An 18,220-nucleotide genomic window follows, 5' to 3' on the forward strand; every position below is an offset into this window, starting at 1 on the left:
TGTGTCGGTGGTTCGATTCCGCCCCGGGCCACCAAGATTCACGAAAACGCCACCTCCGGGTGGCGTTTTTGCATTCCAAGGCGCCCATGCAAACTCTTCCTTCCTGCCCCCAGTGTCAATCGGCCTACACCTATGAAGACGGCGCCGGCCAGTACGTGTGCCCGGAATGCGCGCACGAATGGCCGGTCCAGGCCGCTGCCGCGACCGACAGCGTGCGGGTCTACAAGGATGCTTCCGGCAATATCCTGCAAGACGGCGATACCGTCACCGTGATCAAGGACCTGAAGCCGAAAGGCTCGGGCGGCGTGATCAAGCAGGGCACCAAGGTCAAGAACATCCGCCTGGTCGATGCCGACCACGACATCGACTGCAAGATCGACGGCTTCGGCGCGATGAGCCTGAAGACCGAATTCGTGCGCAAGGCGTAATACCTGACGCTTGTTGCAGCGGCGCCGTGCCGCTGCAGCAGCCCGGTGCGCTCAATGCGGCGTGCCCGCCTCTTCCCTGGTCAGCACCACCTCCAGGTACTCGGCCGGCGCAACCAGCGAACCCGATCCCGCCGTATTGAACTGCTCGACCAGGGCCAGCAAATCGCGCGCCAGCGCATCGCCCGTGCCCGGATCGAGGGTAGCGAAGGCCTTGTTCAGCGGCCCGTAGTAATCCCGGAACACCTGCAGCCAGTGCGCGCTCGACGCGTAGCGGAAATTGAACATCCTGCGTTCGATGCGGGCGTGCGCCATGTCGGCGCCGAACAGCTGGCGCAGGTGATCCTCGACACCCCACAATACCGGCGGCGCCAGCCCGGCCGGCGGCGGCATGTGGCGGCCCACGATCCGGAACAGCTGCCCGATCAGCCCGTCCGGCGTCCAGTTCGCCATGCCGATGCGCCCGCCGGGCCGCACCACGCGCCGCATCTCGGCCGCCGCGCGCGCATGGTCGGGCGCGAACATGGCCCCGAAGGTGGACAGCGCCACGTCGAAGCTGGCGTCGGCGAACGGCAGCGCCTCGGCGTCGGCCTCGCGGAAGTCGACCGCCAGCCCTTCGGCGGCGGCGCGCGCCCGTCCCTTCTCGAGCAGCGACGGCACGTAGTCGGTCGAGACCACCTTGGCGAAGCGGCGCGCCGCGGCCAGGGTGGCGTTGCCGTTGCCGGCGGCGACGTCGAGCACGCGCTCGCCGGCGCGCACGTCGGCCGCCTCGGCCAGGTTCTCGCCGACGATCTGCAGGGTGACGCCGACCACGGCGAAATCGCCGCTGGCCCAGGTGGCCTGCTGGCGCGCCTTGATTGCGGCCAGGTCGGGGCCGGCGCCGGGCGTGGCGGCATCGCGTCCCGGCTGCGGCCCGGGCGTGGGTTGGACTGGCTGGCTCATGATTCTCCTCCTGGTGACGACTGCCTTGCGCATCTCATTAACGTTAAGACCATCGGCCCCCACCGCCATTCGGCGTAGCCGCTTGCGACGGCTCAATCCAAATACCAGAACCCCTCCGCCCGCTGCGGCTCCAACTACAAACGCAGGCAGGGTGCGCCCACGATCGCGCCGCCTGGGGGAGGAATCATGAAAACGCGCCTCGCGATTCGCTTCACGATACTTGTCGCGGCACTGGTCGCAGCACTTGTCGCCACCGTTGCCGGCGTCCTGTCCGCCGCGGCGCCGACCGCCATGCCCGCGCCATGGGCCTGGCGCGGCACGGCGACGTCCAGCTTCGATCCCCTGTTCGCCGGCGCCGTCTGCACTTCAAACCGACCCGGCGCGCCGCCGCTGTTGGGCCATCTGGTGCTGGCCCAGGCCGAGACCCGTCCCTTCACGCCGGGGCAGGCGCCGGCCACGCCCGCCACCAGGCCGGGCCGCGCTGCGCCGCCGCCGCTGTACGACAACCTCGGCACGCTGCACATCCCCATCACCACCCGCAATCCACGGGCGCAAGCCTATTTCGACCAGGGGCTGCGCCTGACCTTCGCCTTCAACCATGCCGAAGCGGCGCGCGCCTTCCGCGCGGCGCAAGACCTCGATCCGTCCTGCGCCATGTGCTTCTGGGGCGAAGCGCTGGTGCTGGGCCCGAACATCAACGCACCGATGTTCCCCGAGGCGGTCGCTCCGGCCGTGGCCGCCGCCGCCGAAGCGCAGCGCCTGGCGCCGCGCGCCCGGCCCGAAGAGCAGGCCGTGATCCGCGCCGTGGCGCGCCGCTACAGCGCCGATCCCAAGGCCGAGCGCGCCGCGCTCGACCAGGCCTACGCCGACGCCATGGCCGAGGCGGCGCGCGCCTTCCCCACCCACGACACGCTGCAGGTGCTGTATGCCGAGTCGCTGATGGACCTGGCGCCATGGGACTACTGGACCGCGGGCGGCGCCAAACCCAGGCGGCCCGAGATGATCGCCGCGCTCGAACGGGTGCTGGCGCGCAATCCCACCCATCCGGGCGCCGCCCACTACTATATCCACGCGATGGAGGCCTCGGCCCAGCCCGACAAGGCGCTGCCGGCGGCGCGCGTGCTGGCGCAGCAGATCCCGGGCGCCGGCCACATCGTGCACATGCCGTCGCACATCTACTACCGGCTTGGCCGTTACCGTGAGGCGCTGCGCGCCAACGTCGAGGCCGTGGCCACCGACGAACGCTACTTCGCCAACGCCGCCAGCGACCCGGTCTACCGCGGGGCCTACTATCCGCACAACATCCACTTCGTGATGGTGTCGGCGCTGATGGGCGGCGACGGCCCCCTCACGCTCGACGCCGCAGCCAAGCTCGACAAGGTAATCACGCCCGAATTGCTGGGTGCGATCGGCGCGCTGCAGCCGGTCAAGTCGGCGCCCTACTTCGCACACGTCCAGTTCAGCGGGCCCGACACGCTGCTCGCCCTGCCCGACCCGGGCCCGGACTTCGTACTGGTGCAGGCGATGTGGCATTACGCACGCGCGGTCGGCTACGCGCGCAAGAACATGCCGGACGCCGCCAGGCGCGAGATCGCGGCGCTGGCGCGCATCGAGAAGACCGCCGACTTCAAGGCCGTGACCGACTGGAACATCCCCGGCCCCGAGATCGTGCGCACCGCAGGCGCGGTGGCGCGGGCCCGCCTGGCCGACGCCCAGGGCGACCTGCGCGGCGCGATCGCCGCCTACCGCGAAGCGATCGCGGTGCAGGACGCCCTGCCCTATATGGAGCCGCCCTACTGGTACTACCCGGTGCGCCAGTCGCTCGGCGTCGCCCTGCTGCGCAGCGGCCAGGTTGATGCGGCCGAGAAAGTGTTCCGGGACTCGCTGGCGCGCACGCCGAGCAACGGCTGGGCGCTGCGCGGCCTGATGGAGGTCTATCGCGTCCGTGGCGACAAGGCTGCGCTGGGCGCGGCGCAGAAACAATTTGCCGGCACCTGGCTCGGCAAGCCCGGCGGGCCGGCACTGTCGTCGCTGTAGAGGGCGGCGGTCGCGCCGCGCTCCTTGCCGCGCGATCCATGCGACAGAGCAAGGCCGTACCCGCTAAGCTTGGAACCCCGCCATTGCCAACGAGGTTCCCATGACCGCCAAGTCCCTGTCCGCCGCCCTGCTCCTGGCCGGCCTGTGCTGCGGACCCGCGCTGGCCTTCGACGCCGCCAGGCCGCTGCAGCCGATCGCGTCGCTGTCGGTGTCACGCTACATGGGCACCTGGTACGAGATCGCGAAGTTCCCGAATGACTTCCAGAAAAAATGCGTGGGCGACACCAGCGCCAGCTATACCCTGCGCGACGACGGCCGGGTCGACGTGGTCAATCGCTGTCGCACCGCCGACGGCAAGACCGACGCGGCCGAGGGCGTGGCACGCCAGCTCGGCGCGGCCACCTCGCCCAGGCTGAAGGTGCGCTTCGCCCCGGCCATTCTCTCCTTTATCCCGATGGTGTGGGGCGACTACTGGGTGATCGACCTCGACGAGCAATACCAGCTTTCGGCCGTGAGCGAACCCAAGCGCGAATTCCTGTGGATCCTGTCGCGCACCAGACAGGTCGACCCGGCCGCCTACGAGGCACTGCTGGCGCGCCTGAGCAGCCAGGGACTGGACGTCTCGAAGCTGGTGCGCACGCCGCAGACACAAGCAGCGCAATAAACTGGCCGGAGCGCGGTTCCTGCCACACTGCCTCCACGGTGAACCGGTAAAGGCTGGAAATCGCCCCAGCCGTCCCCATCTTCAGCGACAGCGGTAACAGCAGCGCCGCTCCCCCAGCTCGGAGTTTTGCTTTCCGAACATCATTGCGTCGCCCCGCCCGTGTGGCGGCGCTGATCCACTGCCTGCCGATGACATCCATGCCTTGCCCGTCCATCTCAACCGCGTCTCGTGCACGACCATTTGCAGCGTCGTTGCGCGCTACGGCAACGTGTGCCGCCTGCGCGACTAGCCTGCTGCTGACGCCGTCCGCGCGCGCCCAGCCGCCGCAGTCCGCCGGGGCCGCCGACCCGCTGGCGCCGTTGATCAACGCCTACCGCGCCAATCCCGGCGCCTGCAACGGCCAGCCGGCCCCGCCGGCCGCTCTGCTCAACGTCCATCCGGCGCTGGCCCAGCTGCGCATCGGCGCCGGCACCTTCCTCGAGCCGGCGCTGGAAGCAGCAGGCTATCCGGTCGACAGCGCGCAGGCGGTCTACGTCACCGGCCCCGACAATGCCAGGGCGGCAATGGACGTGCTCCAGCAAAAATATTGCGCCGCCTTGTTGAACCCGCGCTTTTCGGCGGTCGGCAGCCAGCGCGATGGCGCGACCTGGACCGTCGTGCTGGCCCGCCCCGCAGCGCCGCTACCATCGGCCACCTACCCCGACTGGCGCGACGCCGGCCGGCTGATCCTGGCACAGGTGAACGCGGCGCGTGCCGGTGCGCGCATGTGCGGCGACCAGGCCTATCCGGCGGTCGCGCCGCTGCGCTGGAACGATGCGCTCGGCAACGCCGCGCTGGCGCACAGCCGCGACATGGCCACGCGCCGCTACTTCAGCCACCGTGCCAAGGACGGCAGCCAGGTGGCCCAACGCGCCACGCGCGCCGGCTACGGCTGGCGCCGCATCGGCGAGAACATCGCTTTCGGCCAGCGCACGCCCGAGGAGGCCGTCGCCGGCTGGCTCGACAGCCCCGGCCACTGCGCCAACATCATGAACGGCGGCTTCACCGAGATGGGCGCCGCCTACGGCGTGACGCCCGAGCGCCGGACCGGGATCATCTACTGGACGCAAGCCTTCGGCGCCCCGCGCTAAGCAGCGCGCCGGTCGCTCGCCACGCCCGGGCGCGCCTTCCGTGCCTCTGCAAAAAACTGCTTGGGCTAGACTGGGACCAACAGTAACGCGGAACAATCACCATGCAACCACGACTCGGCCTCGTCTGTATCACCACGTCCAGGGACGTCCGCTACCGCGCCCTCACGCGCAAGCGCCTGCTCGAACATTCCGAAGACGGCCAGCGCCGCCTGCTGGAAGACATCTATCGCGACAACATGCAAACCCTGGACAATGCCTTGCGTTATTGCGAGCGCGAAGGAATTTCGCTGTACCGTTTGCCGTCGTCGATCTTCCCGTTCTCGGACGAGCCGTTCGGCCTGGAGGTGCTGCGGCAGTTCGAACAGACGCTGGGCCGCTCGGGACGGCGCGCCACCGAGCGCGGCATCCGCCTGGTGATGCACCCCGACCAGTTCGTGGTGCTCAGTTCCGATTCCGAGGGCGTGGTCGCCAACAGCATCAAGATCCTGCAGATGCACGCCGACATCATGGACTTGCTGGACCAGCCGCGCTCGCCGTGGGCATTGCTGGAAATCCACGGCGGCAAGGCCGGCCGCGAAGACGCGCTGGTCGAGCGCATCAAGGCGCTGCCGGACGCGATCCGCCTGCGCCTGTGCCTGGAGAACGACGAATACGCCTACAGCGCCGAAGAGATCCACGCGGTGTGCGTGCGCGCCGGGGTGCCGATGGTGTTCGACGCCCACCACCACATCGTGCACGAAAAGCTGGACAGCTACGATCACCCGAGCGTGGCCGAAATGCTGGCCAAGGCGCGCGCCACCTGGCCCAACCCGGAGGAACAGGTGGTGCACATCTCGAATGGGCGCGAGAGCTTCAACGATCGCCAGCACTCGGACCTGATCGCGACCATGCCGTCGTCGTACCTGGATGCGCCGTGGATCGAGATCGAGGCCAAGCTCAAGGAAGAAGCGATTCGCGGGTTGGCGAATTGGTGCGTGCCGGCGGCGCAAGTGCCGGCGTAGCGTCGACCATGTCCCTGGTGGTCACACGCGCGTGACGGGTTCCAGCCAGGGCACGATCACGTCCAGCAGCGCCTGCGGCGCCTCGATCGGAATCATGTGGCCACTGTCTTCGATCGCGGCGAATTCGGAGCCCGCAATCCCCGCATGCAGCTCCTGTGACTCTTCCAGGCTGCGCAAGCGATCGTGGCCGGCCGCCACCACCAGCGTCGGACAACGAATCCGGTCCAGCAAATGCAGATCCCCCGGCCGCTCGAGCATCGACTGGCGCCGGAACGCTTCGCCCCCTAACCGCACACCCATCATGCGCACGCGCTCGATCAGCGCAGCATTGTCGCGCTCGCGTGGATGCAGCGAACTGGCGATCGCGATGCGGCTCAATCCCGAGAACGACACCGACGGCGCCGCCTTCGCCACCGAGCCCTTGCTCTGGCGTAGCGCCGGCGAATCGGGACGGGTCGAGGTGGCGATCAAGACCAGCGCGCGCACCCGCTCGGGCGCCTGGCGCACGATCTCGCGCGCCACGTAGCCACCCATCGAAAAGCCGATCAGGGTAAAGGAAGGAGGCGCCGAGGCCAGGGCGCGGCGCGCCATCGCTTCGAGCGTGGAATCGTGCCGCAGGTCGGCATGCGTCAGCGGCCCGAAGGGGGCCAGCCGTTCGCGCATGTCGTCCCACAGCGTGTCATCAAGCATGTAGCCGGGAACCAGGAGGAGTGCCATCGCGCCATCATAGCAAAGGCACCACGATGACGCTCAGGGTCAGGCAGCCTTCTTGGGCAGGATGTCGCTCGCCATCATCTCGCCGAACGGCCCGGTGATCGACTGTTCGCCCGCCACCTTGCCCTTGCCCAGCAGCGGGAACACCAGCTCGGCGAAGCGGTACGATTCCTCCAGGTGCGGATAGCCGGACAGGATGAAGGTCTCGATCCCCAGCTCGGCATACTCGCGCATGCGCGCCGCCACCGTCTCCGGGTCGCCCACCAGCGCGGTCCCTGCCCCGCCGCGCACCAGTCCGACGCCGGCCCACAGATTGGGCGAGACCTCCAGCCGGTCGCGCCGGCCGCCATGCAGCTCGGCCATGCGGCGCTGGCCGACCGAATCCATCTTGGCGAACGCCGCCTGGGCCTTGGCGATGGTCTCGTCGTCCAGGTGGCTGATCAACTCGTCCGCCGCACGCCACGCTTCCTCGTTGGTCTCGCGCACGATCACGTGCAGGCGGATGCCGAAGCGCAGCGTGCGTCCGTGCTTCGCCGCGCGGCGGCGGATGTCGGCCAGCTTCTCGGCCACCGCCGCCGGCGGCTCGCCCCAGGTCAGGTAGACGTCCATCTGCTCGGCCGCCAGTGCGTGCGCCGGTTCCGACGAGCCGCCGAAGTACAGCGGCGGATACGGTTTCTGCAGCGGCGGATACAGCGTGCGCGCGCCCTTGACCTGGATATGCTTGCCGTCGAAGTCGAAGCCGGCCGCGCCGCCCTCGCCCGCTATGCTGGCGCGCCAGACGCGGAAGAATTCGTCCGAGATCTCGTAGCGCCTGGCGTGGTCGGCGTACAGGCCGTCGGCTTCCAGCTCGCCCTGGTCGCCGCCGGTGACCACGTTGATCAGGAGCCGTCCGTTGGACAGGCGATCGAACGTGGAGGCCATGCGCACCGCCAGCCCCGGCGTCGACAGGCCGGGCCGGATCGCGACCAGGAACTTGAGCTTTTTGGTGGCGTTGATCAGGGAAGACGCGACGATCCAGGCGTCCTCGCACGAGCGCCCGGTGGGCAGCAGCACGCCGTCGTAGCCGAGCGTGTCGGCCGCCACCGCGATCTGCTGCAGGTAGTCGGCATCGACCGCGCGCGCGCCCTTGGTGGTGCCGAGGTAGCGGCTGTCGCCGTGGGTGGGGATGAACCAGAAGACGTCGGGAGTGGACATGGGATTTCCTAATGATGATGGAGGGCGGCGCCGCGCGGGCGCCGCCGGAATGCGATGACGGTGAAGGCGGCGTCAGGCCGCCACCTGCCAGGCGGCCGCAGTGCCGGCGATCGAGGCGCGCAGCGCCAGGTCGGCCACCAGCTGGTCGACGCCCTGCGCCACGCGTTCGGCGATCGGCGCCGCCAGCCGGGTGCCGCGTTCGCTGTCCCACGCCAGCTGCTCCGAGGTGGCGTAGATGCTGGGCAGGATGAAGCGCGCCGACATCGAGGCCAGCACCGGACGCAGCGCGTAGTCGAGCGCCAGCAGGTGCGACTGGCTGCCGCCGGTGGCCAGCGGCAGCACCGCCTTGCCCTGCAGGCCGTCCTGCGGCAGCAGGTCGAGGAACAGCTTGAGCATGCCGGTGTAGGCCGCCTTGTAGATCGGCGTGGCCACCACCACCGCCTCGGCCGCCGCCACCTGGGCCAGCGCGCGCGCCAGCTCCGGGTCGTTCGCATCCATCCGCAGCAGGGCCGGCCCCGGCAGCTCGCGCACTTCCAGGCGCGCGGTGCGGCAGCCGTGCACGGCGAGCTTGTCGCCGATGTGCTGCAGCAGGCGGCTGCAGGACGATTGGGGGGACGGGCTGCCGCCCAGCAGTAATACGGTCATGATGTGCTTTCGGTTTCGACAACGAATCGGCACAGCGTAGAGCGCGTCCGGCCGCAGCTCAACGAATGCTTTCGCTCATCGTTATGCGTTTGCCGTTTTAACTTTTCGCGCATATCGACGGCCGGAATTCTTCGTTCACGCGACGCCGGAGCGCGATGCAAGATGGCGCTTCATTCAACATCGGCACCATGCGTCCCATGTCTTCCATCCTGCACCTGCAACCCGAAGCGGCCGCCAGCGAAGCACCGGCGCTCGCCGTCGCCAGCGACCCACCCGACCCGCTGGCCGTCGCCGCCGCGCTGGCCGAGCAACTCGCCGCCAGCGCCGTCGAACGCGACCGCCTGGGCGGTCACGCCGCACACGAGCGTCAGCTGATCCGCGATTCAGGCCTGCTGACGCTGTCGATTCCGCGCGAGTTCGGCGGCCAGGGCGCCGACTGGGCCACCGTGTACGCCGTGGTGCGCCGGCTGGCGCAGGCCGACAGCGCGCTGGCCCACCTGTTCGGCTTCCACCACCTGCAGCTGGCCGGCATCGCGCTGTACGGCACCGAACTCCAGCAGCGCCATCTGCTCAGCGCTACCGTGCGCCAGGGTCTGTTCTGGGGCAACGCCCTCAACCCGCTCGACAAGCGCACCCGCGCCACCGCCTCCAATGCCGGCTATACGCTCGACGGCGTAAAAAGCTTCTCGTCCGGATCGGTCGGTGCCGACTGGCTGACGGTATCGGCCTGGGACCAGCAGGCCAATGCGGCCCTGATCGCCGTGCTGCCTGCCAGCCAGCCGGGCGTGCGGGTGGAAGCCGACTGGGACGCCTTCGGCCAGCGCCAGACCGACAGCGGCAACGTCCATTTCGACGGCGTCTACCTGCCCGGCGCGCTGGTGCTGCAGGCGCCGGGCCAGGCGCCCAGCGCGCGCTCGACCTTGCGCTCGCAGGTGGCGCAGCTGGTGATGACCAACCTGTACCTCGGCATCGCCCAGGGCGCCTTCGCCGCCGCGCGCGACTACACGCGCGAACAGGCGCGCCCCTGGTTTGCGTCCGGCGTCGACCAGGCGGGCGACGATCCCTTCACCCAGCACCGTTACGGCCAGCTGTGGCTGATGCTGCGCCCGGCCGAGGTGCTGGCCGACCTGGCGGCAGAGCAGCTGGACGCCGCCTTCGGCAAGGGCGACGCGGTGACCGCGCGCGAGCGCGGCGACGTGGCGCTGGCGGTGGCCGAAGCCAAGGTGCTGGCGCACCGCGCCGCGCTCGAGATTTCGAGCCAGATGTTCGAGCTGCTGGGCGCGCGCGCAACCTCGGCGCGCTTCGGCTTCGACCGCTTCTGGCGCAACGCGCGCGTGCACACGCTGCATGACCCGGTCGACTACAAGCTGCGCGACCTCGGGCGCTACGCGATCTCCGGCCGCGCGCCCGATCCGACGCCGTACTCGTGAAGGAGACATGCATGACCATCACGCCCAACCAGCCGCCCCTGATCGGCATCGAGCGCGCCAGCAAGTCGTTTGCGCTGCCCGGTGGCGGACGCTTCGACGCCGTGCGCGACGTCTCGCTCGACATCCTGCCCGGCGAGATCTTCGGCGTGGCCGGCCGCAGCGGGGCCGGCAAGTCGACCCTGCTGCGCATGATGAACCTGCTCGAGCGTCCCGACAGCGGCCGCGTCACGGTGGCCGGCCAGGAGCTCACCAGCCTCACCCCGCGCGGCCTGCGCGAGGCGCGGCGCCAGATCGGCATGATCTACCAGCACTTCAACCTGCTGGCCAACGCCACCGTATTCGAGAACGTCGCCTTCCCGCTGCGCATCCACGGCGCCATGAACGCGCCCCACCTCAAGGCACGGGTGGCCGAATGCCTGGAGCTGGTCGGCCTGCAGGACAAGGCAGGCAGCTATCCGGCGCGCCTGTCGGGTGGCCAGAAGCAGCGCGTGGCGATCGCGCGCGCCCTGGCCGGCTACCCGGCGGTGCTGCTGTGCGACGAGCCGACGTCGGCGCTCGACCCGGACACCACCCGCAGCCTGCTCGACACGCTGCGCGACATCAACGCGCGCCTCGGCGTGACCATCGTCATCGTCAGCCACGAGCTGCAGGCGCTGGGCAGCCTGTGCACGCGCGCCGCCGTGGTCGAGGACGGGCGCATCGCCGAAGTATTCGGCATCACCGATCACAGCGTGGCGCGCCAGACCGCGCTGGGCCGCGAACTGGCGTATTACGGCACCGAAGCCTGGGCCGAAAGCCTGCGGGGAGCCCAGCATGCCTGAATCGCCGTTCGAGAAACTGATCACGTTCGCGCCCGAGCTGTGGCGCGCGCTCGGCGAGACCCTGCTGATGCTCGGCATCGGCCTGTCCAGCGCCGTCCTGGTCGGCGGCCCGCTGGGTGTGGCGCTGTTCCTGAGCGAAGCCGATGGATCGGCACGCGCACGCCCGCTTGGCCGATTGCTCGGCTGGCTGATCAACACCGTGCGCTCCTTCCCCTTCATCATCCTGATGGTGGCGCTGGTGCCGTTTACGCGCGTGATCGCCGGCACCTCGATCGGCCCGCTGGCGGCGGCGGTGCCGCTGTCGTTCGCGGCGATCCCGTATTTCGCGCGCCTGGTCGAGCAGCAGCTGCGCGAAGTGCCGCGCGGCGTGATTGAAGCCGCCGAGGCGATGGGCGCCTCGCCCCTGCAGATCGTCACCCGCGTGCTGCTGCGCGAAGCCCGCTCCGGCCTGGTGCTGGCGCTGACGGTGCTGGCGATCAGCTTCCTATCCTATTCGGCGGTGGCCGGCGTGGTGGGCGGCGGCGGCATCGGCGACCTGGCGATCCGCTACGGCTACTACCGCTTCGAGACCGACGTCATGGTGATCACGGTGGCGATCCTGGTCGTCATCGTGCAGCTGATCCAGTTCGGCGGCGGGCGCATCGCGCGCCGGCTCGACAAGCGCTGAAGCCTTGCTTCACCCCGTGCTTCACCCCTTCACCAGAAAGGAAGCATCCATGCAGTCGACCCGCCGCGCCCTGCTTGCCAGTGCGCTTGTCCTTGCCGTCTGCGCCGCTGGCAGCGCAGCCGCCAAGGCCCCGAAAGAGATCGTGATCGGCACCAGCGCCGGCCCGTACGCCGACCAGGTGCGGCTCGGCATCAAGCCGATCTTGGAACAACAGGGCTACAAGGTGCGCATCGTCGAATTCAACGACTATATTCAGCCCAACTTCGCGCTGGCCGAAGGCGCGCTCGACGCCAACGTGTTCCAGCACATCACCTATCTGGAACGCTTCGCCGCACAGAACAAGCTGGCGCTGTCCGAACTGATCAAGGTGCCGACCGCGCCGATCGCGATCTACAGCCGCCGCCATAAAAGCCTGGACGCGGCGAGGAGCGGCTCCACGGTGGCGCTGCCGAACGACCCCACCAACCAGGCGCGCGCCCTGGTCATGCTCGACCAGCTGGGCTGGATCAAGCTGCGCCCCGGGGTCGATCCGATCAAGGCGTCGGAACGCGACGTCGCCGCCAACCCGAAAGGCATCCGCCTGCTGCCGCTGGAGGCGGCCCAGCTACCGCGTTCATTGCAGGACGCCGACTACGCTTTCGTCAACGGCAACTATGCATTGGCTTCGGGCCTGAAGCTGCGCGACGCGCTGCGCACCGAGAAGATCTCGCCGGCCTACGCCAACCTGGTGGCGGTGCGCACGCAAGACCGCGACAAGCCGTTCGCGCGCGCCATCGTGGCCGCTTATAAATCGCGTGCCTTCCTCGAGGTCACGAACAAGCACTTCGCGGATTACGCCAAGACCGACTACCAGCTGGCGCTGCAATCGGCGAACGCGGGAGGCAGATGATGGCGCGTCCGATCCGCTTCAACGCCTTCCAGATGAATACCCCGAGCCACCAGTCGCCCGGCCTGTGGACCCACCCGCACAGCGACAGCGCGCGCTACACCACCCCAAGCTATTGGATCGAGCTGGCGCAACTGCTCGAGCGCGGCGGCTTCGACGCCATCTTCCTGGCCGACGTGCTGGGCGTGTACGACGTCTACCGCAAGGGCCCGGACGCGGCGCTGCGCCACGCGGTGCAGGTGCCGCTGAACGATCCGCTGGCGCTGGTGCCGCTGATCGCGCACGCCACGCGCCACCTCGGCATCGGCGTCACCGCCGCCCTTACCTATGAACACCCCTACACCTTCGCACGCCGCATCTCGACGCTCGACCACCTGAGCGGTGGCCGCATCGGCTGGAACATCGTCACCGGTTACCTCGACAGTGCGGCGCGCAACCTGGGCTTGCAGCGTCAGCTCGGGCACGACGAGCGCTACGACCTGGCCGACGAATACATGGAAGTGGTTTATAAACTCTGGGAGAAGAGCTGGGAAGACGGCGCCGTCCTGCGCGACAAGGAGCGCGGCGTCTACACCGACCCGGCGCGCGTGCACGGCATCGCCCACCACGGCCGCTACTACGACGTGCCGGGCTTCCACTTGTGCGAGCCGTCGCCGCAGCGCACGCCCTTCCTGTACCAGGCCGGCGCCTCGCCGCGCGGCGCCCGCTTCGCCGCGCGCCATGCCGAAGCGACCTTCGTCAGCGGCCCGAGCAAGGACGTGGTGCGGCGCCATGTCGACGCCGTGCGCGCCGCAGCGCGCGCCGAAGGGCGCGACCCTGACGCGCTGCTGGTCTATGCCCAGGCATTGATCGTGACCGGCGCCAGCGAGGCCGAGGCGCAGGCGCGCCTGGAAGACTACCGGCGCCACGTCGATATCCAGGCCGCATTGACGCTGCTGTCCGGCTGGACCGGCGTCGACTTCGCGCGCCACCACCTGGACGACACCATCGAATACATCGACACCGACGCCGGCCGCTCGGCGCTGGCCTCGCTCAGCGCCGCCGACCCGGGCCGCGAATGGACAGTACGCGAAGCGGCCGAATTCATCGGCCTGGGTGGACGCGGCCCGATCATCGTCGGCGACGCGCGCCAGGTGGCCGACCAGCTCGAAGCGTGGCTGGAGGAGACCGGCATCGATGGCTTCAATCTCGCGTTCGCGCTGCCGCTCGAAGACATGCGGCTGGCGGTCGAGCACGTGGTGCCGGAACTGATCCGGCGCGGGCGTTACCGCACGGGCTACCCCGGCGGCACCCTGCGCGAACAGCTGCTCGGCGCCGGACCGCGCCTGGCGCCGGGGCATCCGGGCGCCCAGGTCGATATCGCCGCGCCGCTCGACGCCGCCGCCTGAATCCAGTCTACCCACAAGGAGCATCATGAAACGAAGAAGCCTGTTGCAACTGGCCGCCAGCGGCGCCGCCCTTGCCACCTTGCCCGCCATCGCGCGCGCCGCGCCGCTGGAAGAACTGCGCCTGGACTACGCCCACTACTCGCCCACCAGCCTGGTGCTGCGCCATTTCGGCTGGCTCGAAGAAGCGTTCAAGGGCGACGGCACCCGCATCAAGTGGGTGTTCAGCGCCGGCAGCAACCGCGCGCTGGAATACCTGAACGCCAACAGCATCGACATCGGCTCCAGCGCCGGCCTGGCCGCGCTGCTGGCCAAGGCCAACGGCAATCCGATCCGCACGCCCTACCTGTTCTCGCGTCCCGAATGGACCGCGCTGGTGGTGCCGAAGCATTCGACTATCCGCAGCCTGGCCGACCTCAAGGGCAAGAAAGTGGCGGCGACCAAGGGCACCGACCCCTACCTGTTCCTGCTGCGCGCGCTGCACACGGTGGGCCTCAAACGCAGCGACATCGAGCACGTCAGCCTGCAGCATGCGGAGGGACGCGCGGCGCTGGAACAGGGCCGCGTGGACGCCTGGGCCGGGCTCGACCCGCTGATGGCGGCGGCCGAACTCGAAGGCGGCGCGCGCCTTTTATACCGCAACGTCGGCTTCAACACCTACGGCTTCCTGAACGTGCGCGAAGACTTCCTGGCCAGCCGCGCCAATGAAACCGCGCGCGTGCTCAAGGCTTATGAACGGGCGCGTGCCTGGACCCGCGCCAATCCGTCCGAGGCGGCCAGGATCCTGTCCGCTGAGGCGAAAGTGCCGCTGCCGGTGGCGCTGTTGCAAGTCAAGCTGCGCTCGGACTTCAGCAACGCCCAGCCTGGCCCCGAACACCTGCGCGCACTGCAGCTGGCCGCGCCGATCCTGCGCGACGAAGCGCTGGTGCGGCCCGGCACCGACCTCGGCAAGGCGATCGCCGGCCTGGTCGACACCAGCTTCGCGCGCCAGCTGACCAAGGCGTGAGCATGGAACGGCCGACTATCGTCCTCGATGTCCCACATCGGAGCACCCCGGTGCGACGGCTGAGCGCAGCCCTGCCGCTAGGGCTCTTGGTTCCCGTGCTGGCCCTGCTCGGCGCGGAGCTCGGCGTGCGCGCCGGCCTGGTGCCGGCCAACCTGCTGCCGCCGCCAAGCGCGGTGCTGGAAGCGCTGTCCTGGCTGTTCGATAACGGCCTGTGGACGCACGTCGGCGCCAGCGCACTGCGTGTGGCCGCGGGCTTCGCCATCGGCGCCCTGCTGGCGCTGCCGCTGGGCGCGGCGGTGGCGCTGCACCGCGGCGTCGAGCGCCTGCTGGACCCCAGCTTCCAGGCGCTGCGCGCGATTCCCTCGCTGGCCTGGGTGCCGCTGCTGCTGCTGTGGTTCGGCATCGACGAAACGCCGAAGGTGATCCTGATCGCGATCGGCGCCTTCTTCCCGGTGTACATGGGCGTGGTGGCGGGCATCCGCGGCGTCGACCGCAGCCTGATCGAAGTCGGCCTGCTGTACCGCTTGTCGCCGCTGGCGCTGGCGCGCCGGGTGCTGCTGCCGGCGGCCATGCCGTCGGTGCTGACCGGCCTGCGCAATGGCCTGAGTCTGGCCTGGATGTTCATGGTGGCGGCCGAACTGATCGCCGCCAGCCGCGGCCTGGGCTACCTGCTGACCGACGGCCGCGAGACCGGCCGCGCCGACATCATGCTGGCCGCGATCGTGCTGCTCGCGCTGTTGGGCAAGCTCAGTGACGGCGCGATGCAGGCCGTCGAGCGGCGCAGCCTGGCGTGGCGCGACAGCCTGGCCGAGAGAGATAAACGATGAGCGCCTTCCTCGACATCGCCATCGACGACAAACGCCACGGCACGCGCGCCGTGCTGCGCGGCCTGCGCCTGGGCGTGGACAAGGGGGACATCGTCAGCCTGGTCGGCGCCAGTGGCTGCGGCAAGAGCACGTTGCTGTCGATCGTGGCGGGATTGGACACGGCTTATCGCGGCGCGCTGCGGCTCGACCGCCAACTGCTGCATGGACCGAGCGCCGACGTCGGGCTGGTATTCCAGGCGCCGCGATTATTCCCGTGGTTGACCGTGGCGCAGAACATCGTGTTCGGTGCGCCGTCCGGCAAGGCCGATCTGGCGCGCGCGAGCGCGCTGCTGGAAGAAGTCGGATTGAAGGGCTATGGCGACGCACTGCCCAAGCAGCTGTCGGGCGGCCAGGCGCAGCGGGTAGCGATCGCGCGCGGCCTGTACCTTGAGCCGCGCGTGCTGCTGCTGGACGAGCCGTTTTCGGCAGTCGACGCGTTCACCCGCATGCGATTACAGGATCTGCTGGCACATGCTGCGCGCCAGCGCGGCTTGACGGTGCTGCTGGTCACGCACGACATCGACGAGGCGCTGTACCTGAGCGACCGCGTGATCCTGATGGACAGCGTGCCGGGACCGGTGCGCGCCGAATTCGCGGTCGACGCGCCATGGCCGCGCGAACGCGCCGCGCTGGCCTTGTCGCCCCTGAAACCGGCGATCCTGGACAGCCTGCACGCGGCGCATGCGTTCTAGCGCCTGTTACGTATTGCGCATCTGCGCCTGCGACACGTTGCTCCCCGGCGGTACGCTCTGGGTCAGCCACACATTGCCGCCGATGGTCGACCCGGCGCCCACCGTGATGCGGCCCAGGATGGTGGCGCCGGCGTAGATGACGACGTCGTCCTCGACGATCGGATGGCGCGGCGCGCCTTTCACCAGCGCCCCGCTCTCGTCCACCGGGAAGCGCTTGGCGCCCAGCGTCACCGCCTGGTACAGGCGCACGCGCTCGCCCAGGATCGCGGTCTCGCCGATCACCACGCCGGTGCCGTGGTCGATGAAGAAGCTGGCGCCGATCTGCGCGCCCGGATGGATGTCGATGCCGGTCAGCGAATGGCCGATGTCGGCCGCCAGCCGCGCCAGGAATGGCACGCCGAGGCGCTGCAGGCAGTGCGCGATGCGGTGGTACAGGATGGCGATGGTGCCCGGATAGCACAGCATGATCTCGGCCACCGAGGTCGCGGCCGGATCGCCCGCCAGCGCCGCCTGCACGTCCGACACCAGCAGCGCGCGGATCGCCGGCAGGCTGGCCGCGAACTCGCGCGTGACGGCGCGCGCCCGCTCGATCAGCACGGCGTCCTCGGCCTGTTCGTATTCCGGCCCGAAGCGCAGCGCGCGCCGCACCTGCTCGGCCAGGCGGTCGAGCGCCACGTTGAGGGTGTCGGCGACGAAGTAGTCGATGCTTTCGTCGTTCAGGTCAGGCCGTCCGTAATGGGTCGGAAACAGGGCCGCGGACACGCCGTCCACGACCTGGCGCACGGCTTCGCGCGACGGCAGTTCGCGCACGCGGCCGTGGTGGCGGATGTTATGGGTGGTTTCGCGCGAGGTACGCAAGGCGTCGATGACGGGCCCGAGGTGCCATTGCACCGAGCCACCGTGATGGGGGAATTCGCTGTTCATGTGCCGAGCCTAGCCTATCTAAAAGTCGATGCCTACGAATTTATTTGAATGTTGATATGCCAATTTTGACAGCCTGCAAGCGCACAGGTCGGACGGCTGACCTTGCCGGGAGGCACGTTCTAAGGCAAGATCAAAGAAATCATCGCTGACGATGACTTCTTTTGACGAGCCAAGCATGAACCTGCCATCCCACCAGCTCAGCATGACCGTGCTGATGACGCCCGACACCGCCAACTTTTCCGGCAATGTCCACGGCGGCACCATTTTGAAACTGCTCGACCAGGTCGCCTACGCCTGCGCCAGCCGCTATGCCGGCCGCTACGTGGTGACGATGAGCGTCGACCAGGTCACCTTCCGCCAGCCGATCCACGTGGGCGAACTGGTGACCTTCCTGGCGGCGGTGAACTACACCGGCCGTAGCTCGATGGAGATCGGCATCAAGGTGATCGCCGAAGAAATCCGCAGCAAGGTCGTGCGCCACGTGAACAGCTGTTTCTTCACCATGGTGGCGGTGGACGACGATCGCAAGCCCGCCGCCATCCCGCCGCTCGAACCGTCGACGCCGGACGAGGTGCGGCGCTTCGAGGAAGCCAAGGGCCGGCGCGAGCTGCGGCTGGCGCAGGAGCAGCGCGATCATGCGCGGCGCAGCGCGCCCAAGGGCTGAGGATCGGCAGAGAGTCGGCCGAGAGTCGCTGCAAGGATTCACCGCGGACGGATTGTATTCGCCGCAAACGCTGCTATAATGGCGGCCTCTTGGCCTGGTAGCTCAGTTGGTAGAGCAGAGGATTGAA

General features: G+C 69.1%; 19 protein-coding genes. 14 read left to right on the top strand and 5 right to left on the bottom strand.

Features of this window, described 5'->3' with window-relative positions:
- Nucleotides 1-86 precede the first annotated feature (86 nt).
- Entirely contained in the window at nt 87-428 is a 342-nt protein-coding gene (locus QPK27_RS24300) for a zinc ribbon domain-containing protein YjdM (protein WP_290420738.1), read from the top strand.
- Nucleotides 429-479: 51 nt separating this feature from the next.
- On the opposite strand, the gene QPK27_RS24305 is transcribed toward QPK27_RS24300, so the two are convergent.
- Entirely contained in the window at nt 480-1,367 is an 888-nt protein-coding gene (locus QPK27_RS24305; protein WP_290420739.1) for a class I SAM-dependent methyltransferase, read from the bottom strand.
- 186 nt (nt 1,368-1,553) lie between these two features.
- Between QPK27_RS24305 and QPK27_RS24310 the strand changes: the two genes are divergently transcribed.
- The 4 genes from QPK27_RS24310 (at nt 1,554) to uvsE (ending at nt 6,199) form a co-directional block, all read left to right on the top strand.
- Nucleotides 1,554-3,404, top strand: coding sequence for a hypothetical protein (locus tag QPK27_RS24310; protein WP_290420740.1), 1,851 nt, complete (start codon nt 1,554-1,556; stop codon nt 3,402-3,404).
- A 100-nt stretch (nt 3,405-3,504) separates the two neighbouring features.
- Nucleotides 3,505-4,068 (top strand): lipocalin family protein, encoded by a 564-nt coding sequence (locus QPK27_RS24315; protein WP_290420741.1) that lies wholly within the window; start codon nt 3,505-3,507, stop codon nt 4,066-4,068.
- Between the two features lie 251 nt (nt 4,069-4,319).
- The gene (locus QPK27_RS24320; protein WP_290420742.1) at nt 4,320-5,198 is read left to right on the top strand and encodes a CAP domain-containing protein; all 879 of its coding nucleotides are present in this window, start codon (nt 4,320-4,322) and stop codon (nt 5,196-5,198) included.
- 101 nt (nt 5,199-5,299) lie between these two features.
- Nucleotides 5,300-6,199: a UV DNA damage repair endonuclease UvsE gene (gene uvsE / locus QPK27_RS24325; protein WP_290420743.1), complete on the top strand. Its 900-nt coding sequence runs from the start codon at nt 5,300-5,302 to the stop codon at nt 6,197-6,199.
- A 21-nt stretch (nt 6,200-6,220) separates the two neighbouring features.
- Here the strand turns inward: uvsE and QPK27_RS24330 are convergent, their stop codons facing one another.
- The 3 genes from QPK27_RS24330 to ssuE form a co-directional block, all read right to left on the bottom strand.
- Nucleotides 6,221-6,916 carry an alpha/beta fold hydrolase gene (locus QPK27_RS24330; RefSeq protein ID WP_290420744.1) on the bottom strand — a complete coding sequence of 232 codons (696 nt, stop codon included), beginning with the start codon at nt 6,914-6,916 and terminating at the stop codon, nt 6,221-6,223.
- Nucleotides 6,917-6,955: 39 nt separating this feature from the next.
- The gene (gene ssuD / locus QPK27_RS24335; protein WP_290420745.1) at nt 6,956-8,107 is read right to left on the bottom strand and encodes an FMNH2-dependent alkanesulfonate monooxygenase; all 1,152 of its coding nucleotides are present in this window, start codon (nt 8,105-8,107) and stop codon (nt 6,956-6,958) included.
- Between the two features lie 72 nt (nt 8,108-8,179).
- Complete coding sequence (ssuE, locus tag QPK27_RS24340; protein ID WP_290420746.1) at nt 8,180-8,752, bottom strand: NADPH-dependent FMN reductase; 573 nt, start codon at nt 8,750-8,752, stop codon at nt 8,180-8,182.
- A 197-nt stretch (nt 8,753-8,949) separates the two neighbouring features.
- Between ssuE and QPK27_RS24345 the strand changes: the two genes are divergently transcribed.
- From QPK27_RS24345 to QPK27_RS24380, 8 genes are read left to right on the top strand one after another with little or no spacing between them, the layout of a single operon-like run.
- Complete coding sequence (locus QPK27_RS24345) at nt 8,950-10,182, top strand: acyl-CoA dehydrogenase family protein (RefSeq protein WP_290420747.1); 1,233 nt, start codon at nt 8,950-8,952, stop codon at nt 10,180-10,182.
- A gap of 11 nt (nt 10,183-10,193) precedes the next feature.
- Entirely contained in the window at nt 10,194-11,003 is an 810-nt protein-coding gene (locus QPK27_RS24350; protein ID WP_290420748.1) for a methionine ABC transporter ATP-binding protein, read from the top strand.
- Nucleotides 10,996-11,670, top strand: a complete 675-nt coding sequence (locus QPK27_RS24355) for a methionine ABC transporter permease (RefSeq protein ID WP_290420749.1) — start codon at nt 10,996-10,998, stop codon at nt 11,668-11,670. The genes QPK27_RS24350 and QPK27_RS24355 overlap by 8 nt, the downstream gene beginning before the upstream one ends.
- Before the next feature lie 49 nt (nt 11,671-11,719).
- On the top strand, nt 11,720-12,559 hold the full coding sequence (locus QPK27_RS24360; RefSeq protein WP_290420750.1) for a MetQ/NlpA family ABC transporter substrate-binding protein: 840 nt from the start codon (nt 11,720-11,722) through the stop codon (nt 12,557-12,559).
- Entirely contained in the window at nt 12,559-13,944 is a 1,386-nt protein-coding gene (locus QPK27_RS24365; protein WP_290420756.1) for an LLM class flavin-dependent oxidoreductase, read from the top strand. The genes QPK27_RS24360 and QPK27_RS24365 overlap by 1 nt, the downstream gene beginning before the upstream one ends.
- 25 nt (nt 13,945-13,969) lie before the next feature.
- The gene (locus tag QPK27_RS24370) at nt 13,970-14,947 is read left to right on the top strand and encodes an aliphatic sulfonate ABC transporter substrate-binding protein (protein WP_290420751.1); all 978 of its coding nucleotides are present in this window, start codon (nt 13,970-13,972) and stop codon (nt 14,945-14,947) included.
- A gap of 2 nt (nt 14,948-14,949) precedes the next feature.
- Nucleotides 14,950-15,774 carry an ABC transporter permease gene (locus QPK27_RS24375; RefSeq protein WP_290420752.1) on the top strand — a complete coding sequence of 275 codons (825 nt, stop codon included), beginning with the start codon at nt 14,950-14,952 and terminating at the stop codon, nt 15,772-15,774.
- Nucleotides 15,771-16,505 carry an ABC transporter ATP-binding protein gene (locus QPK27_RS24380; protein WP_290420753.1) on the top strand — a complete coding sequence of 245 codons (735 nt, stop codon included), beginning with the start codon at nt 15,771-15,773 and terminating at the stop codon, nt 16,503-16,505. Before QPK27_RS24375 ends, QPK27_RS24380 begins: the two co-directional genes overlap by 4 nt.
- Nucleotides 16,506-16,511: 6 nt before the next feature.
- Here QPK27_RS24380 and epsC read toward each other — a convergent pair whose 3' ends face one another.
- Entirely contained in the window at nt 16,512-17,429 is a 918-nt protein-coding gene (gene epsC, locus QPK27_RS24385; protein ID WP_290420754.1) for a serine O-acetyltransferase EpsC, read from the bottom strand.
- A 175-nt stretch (nt 17,430-17,604) separates the two neighbouring features.
- Between epsC and QPK27_RS24390 the strand changes: the two genes are divergently transcribed.
- Entirely contained in the window at nt 17,605-18,093 is a 489-nt protein-coding gene (locus QPK27_RS24390) for an acyl-CoA thioesterase (RefSeq protein ID WP_290420755.1), read from the top strand.
- The last annotated feature ends 127 nt before the right edge of the window (nt 18,094-18,220 follow it).

Source organism: Massilia sp. YIM B02443 (assembly GCF_030411955.1).
In the GTDB taxonomy this organism is placed as follows: Bacteria; Pseudomonadota; Gammaproteobacteria; order Burkholderiales; family Burkholderiaceae_D; genus Telluria.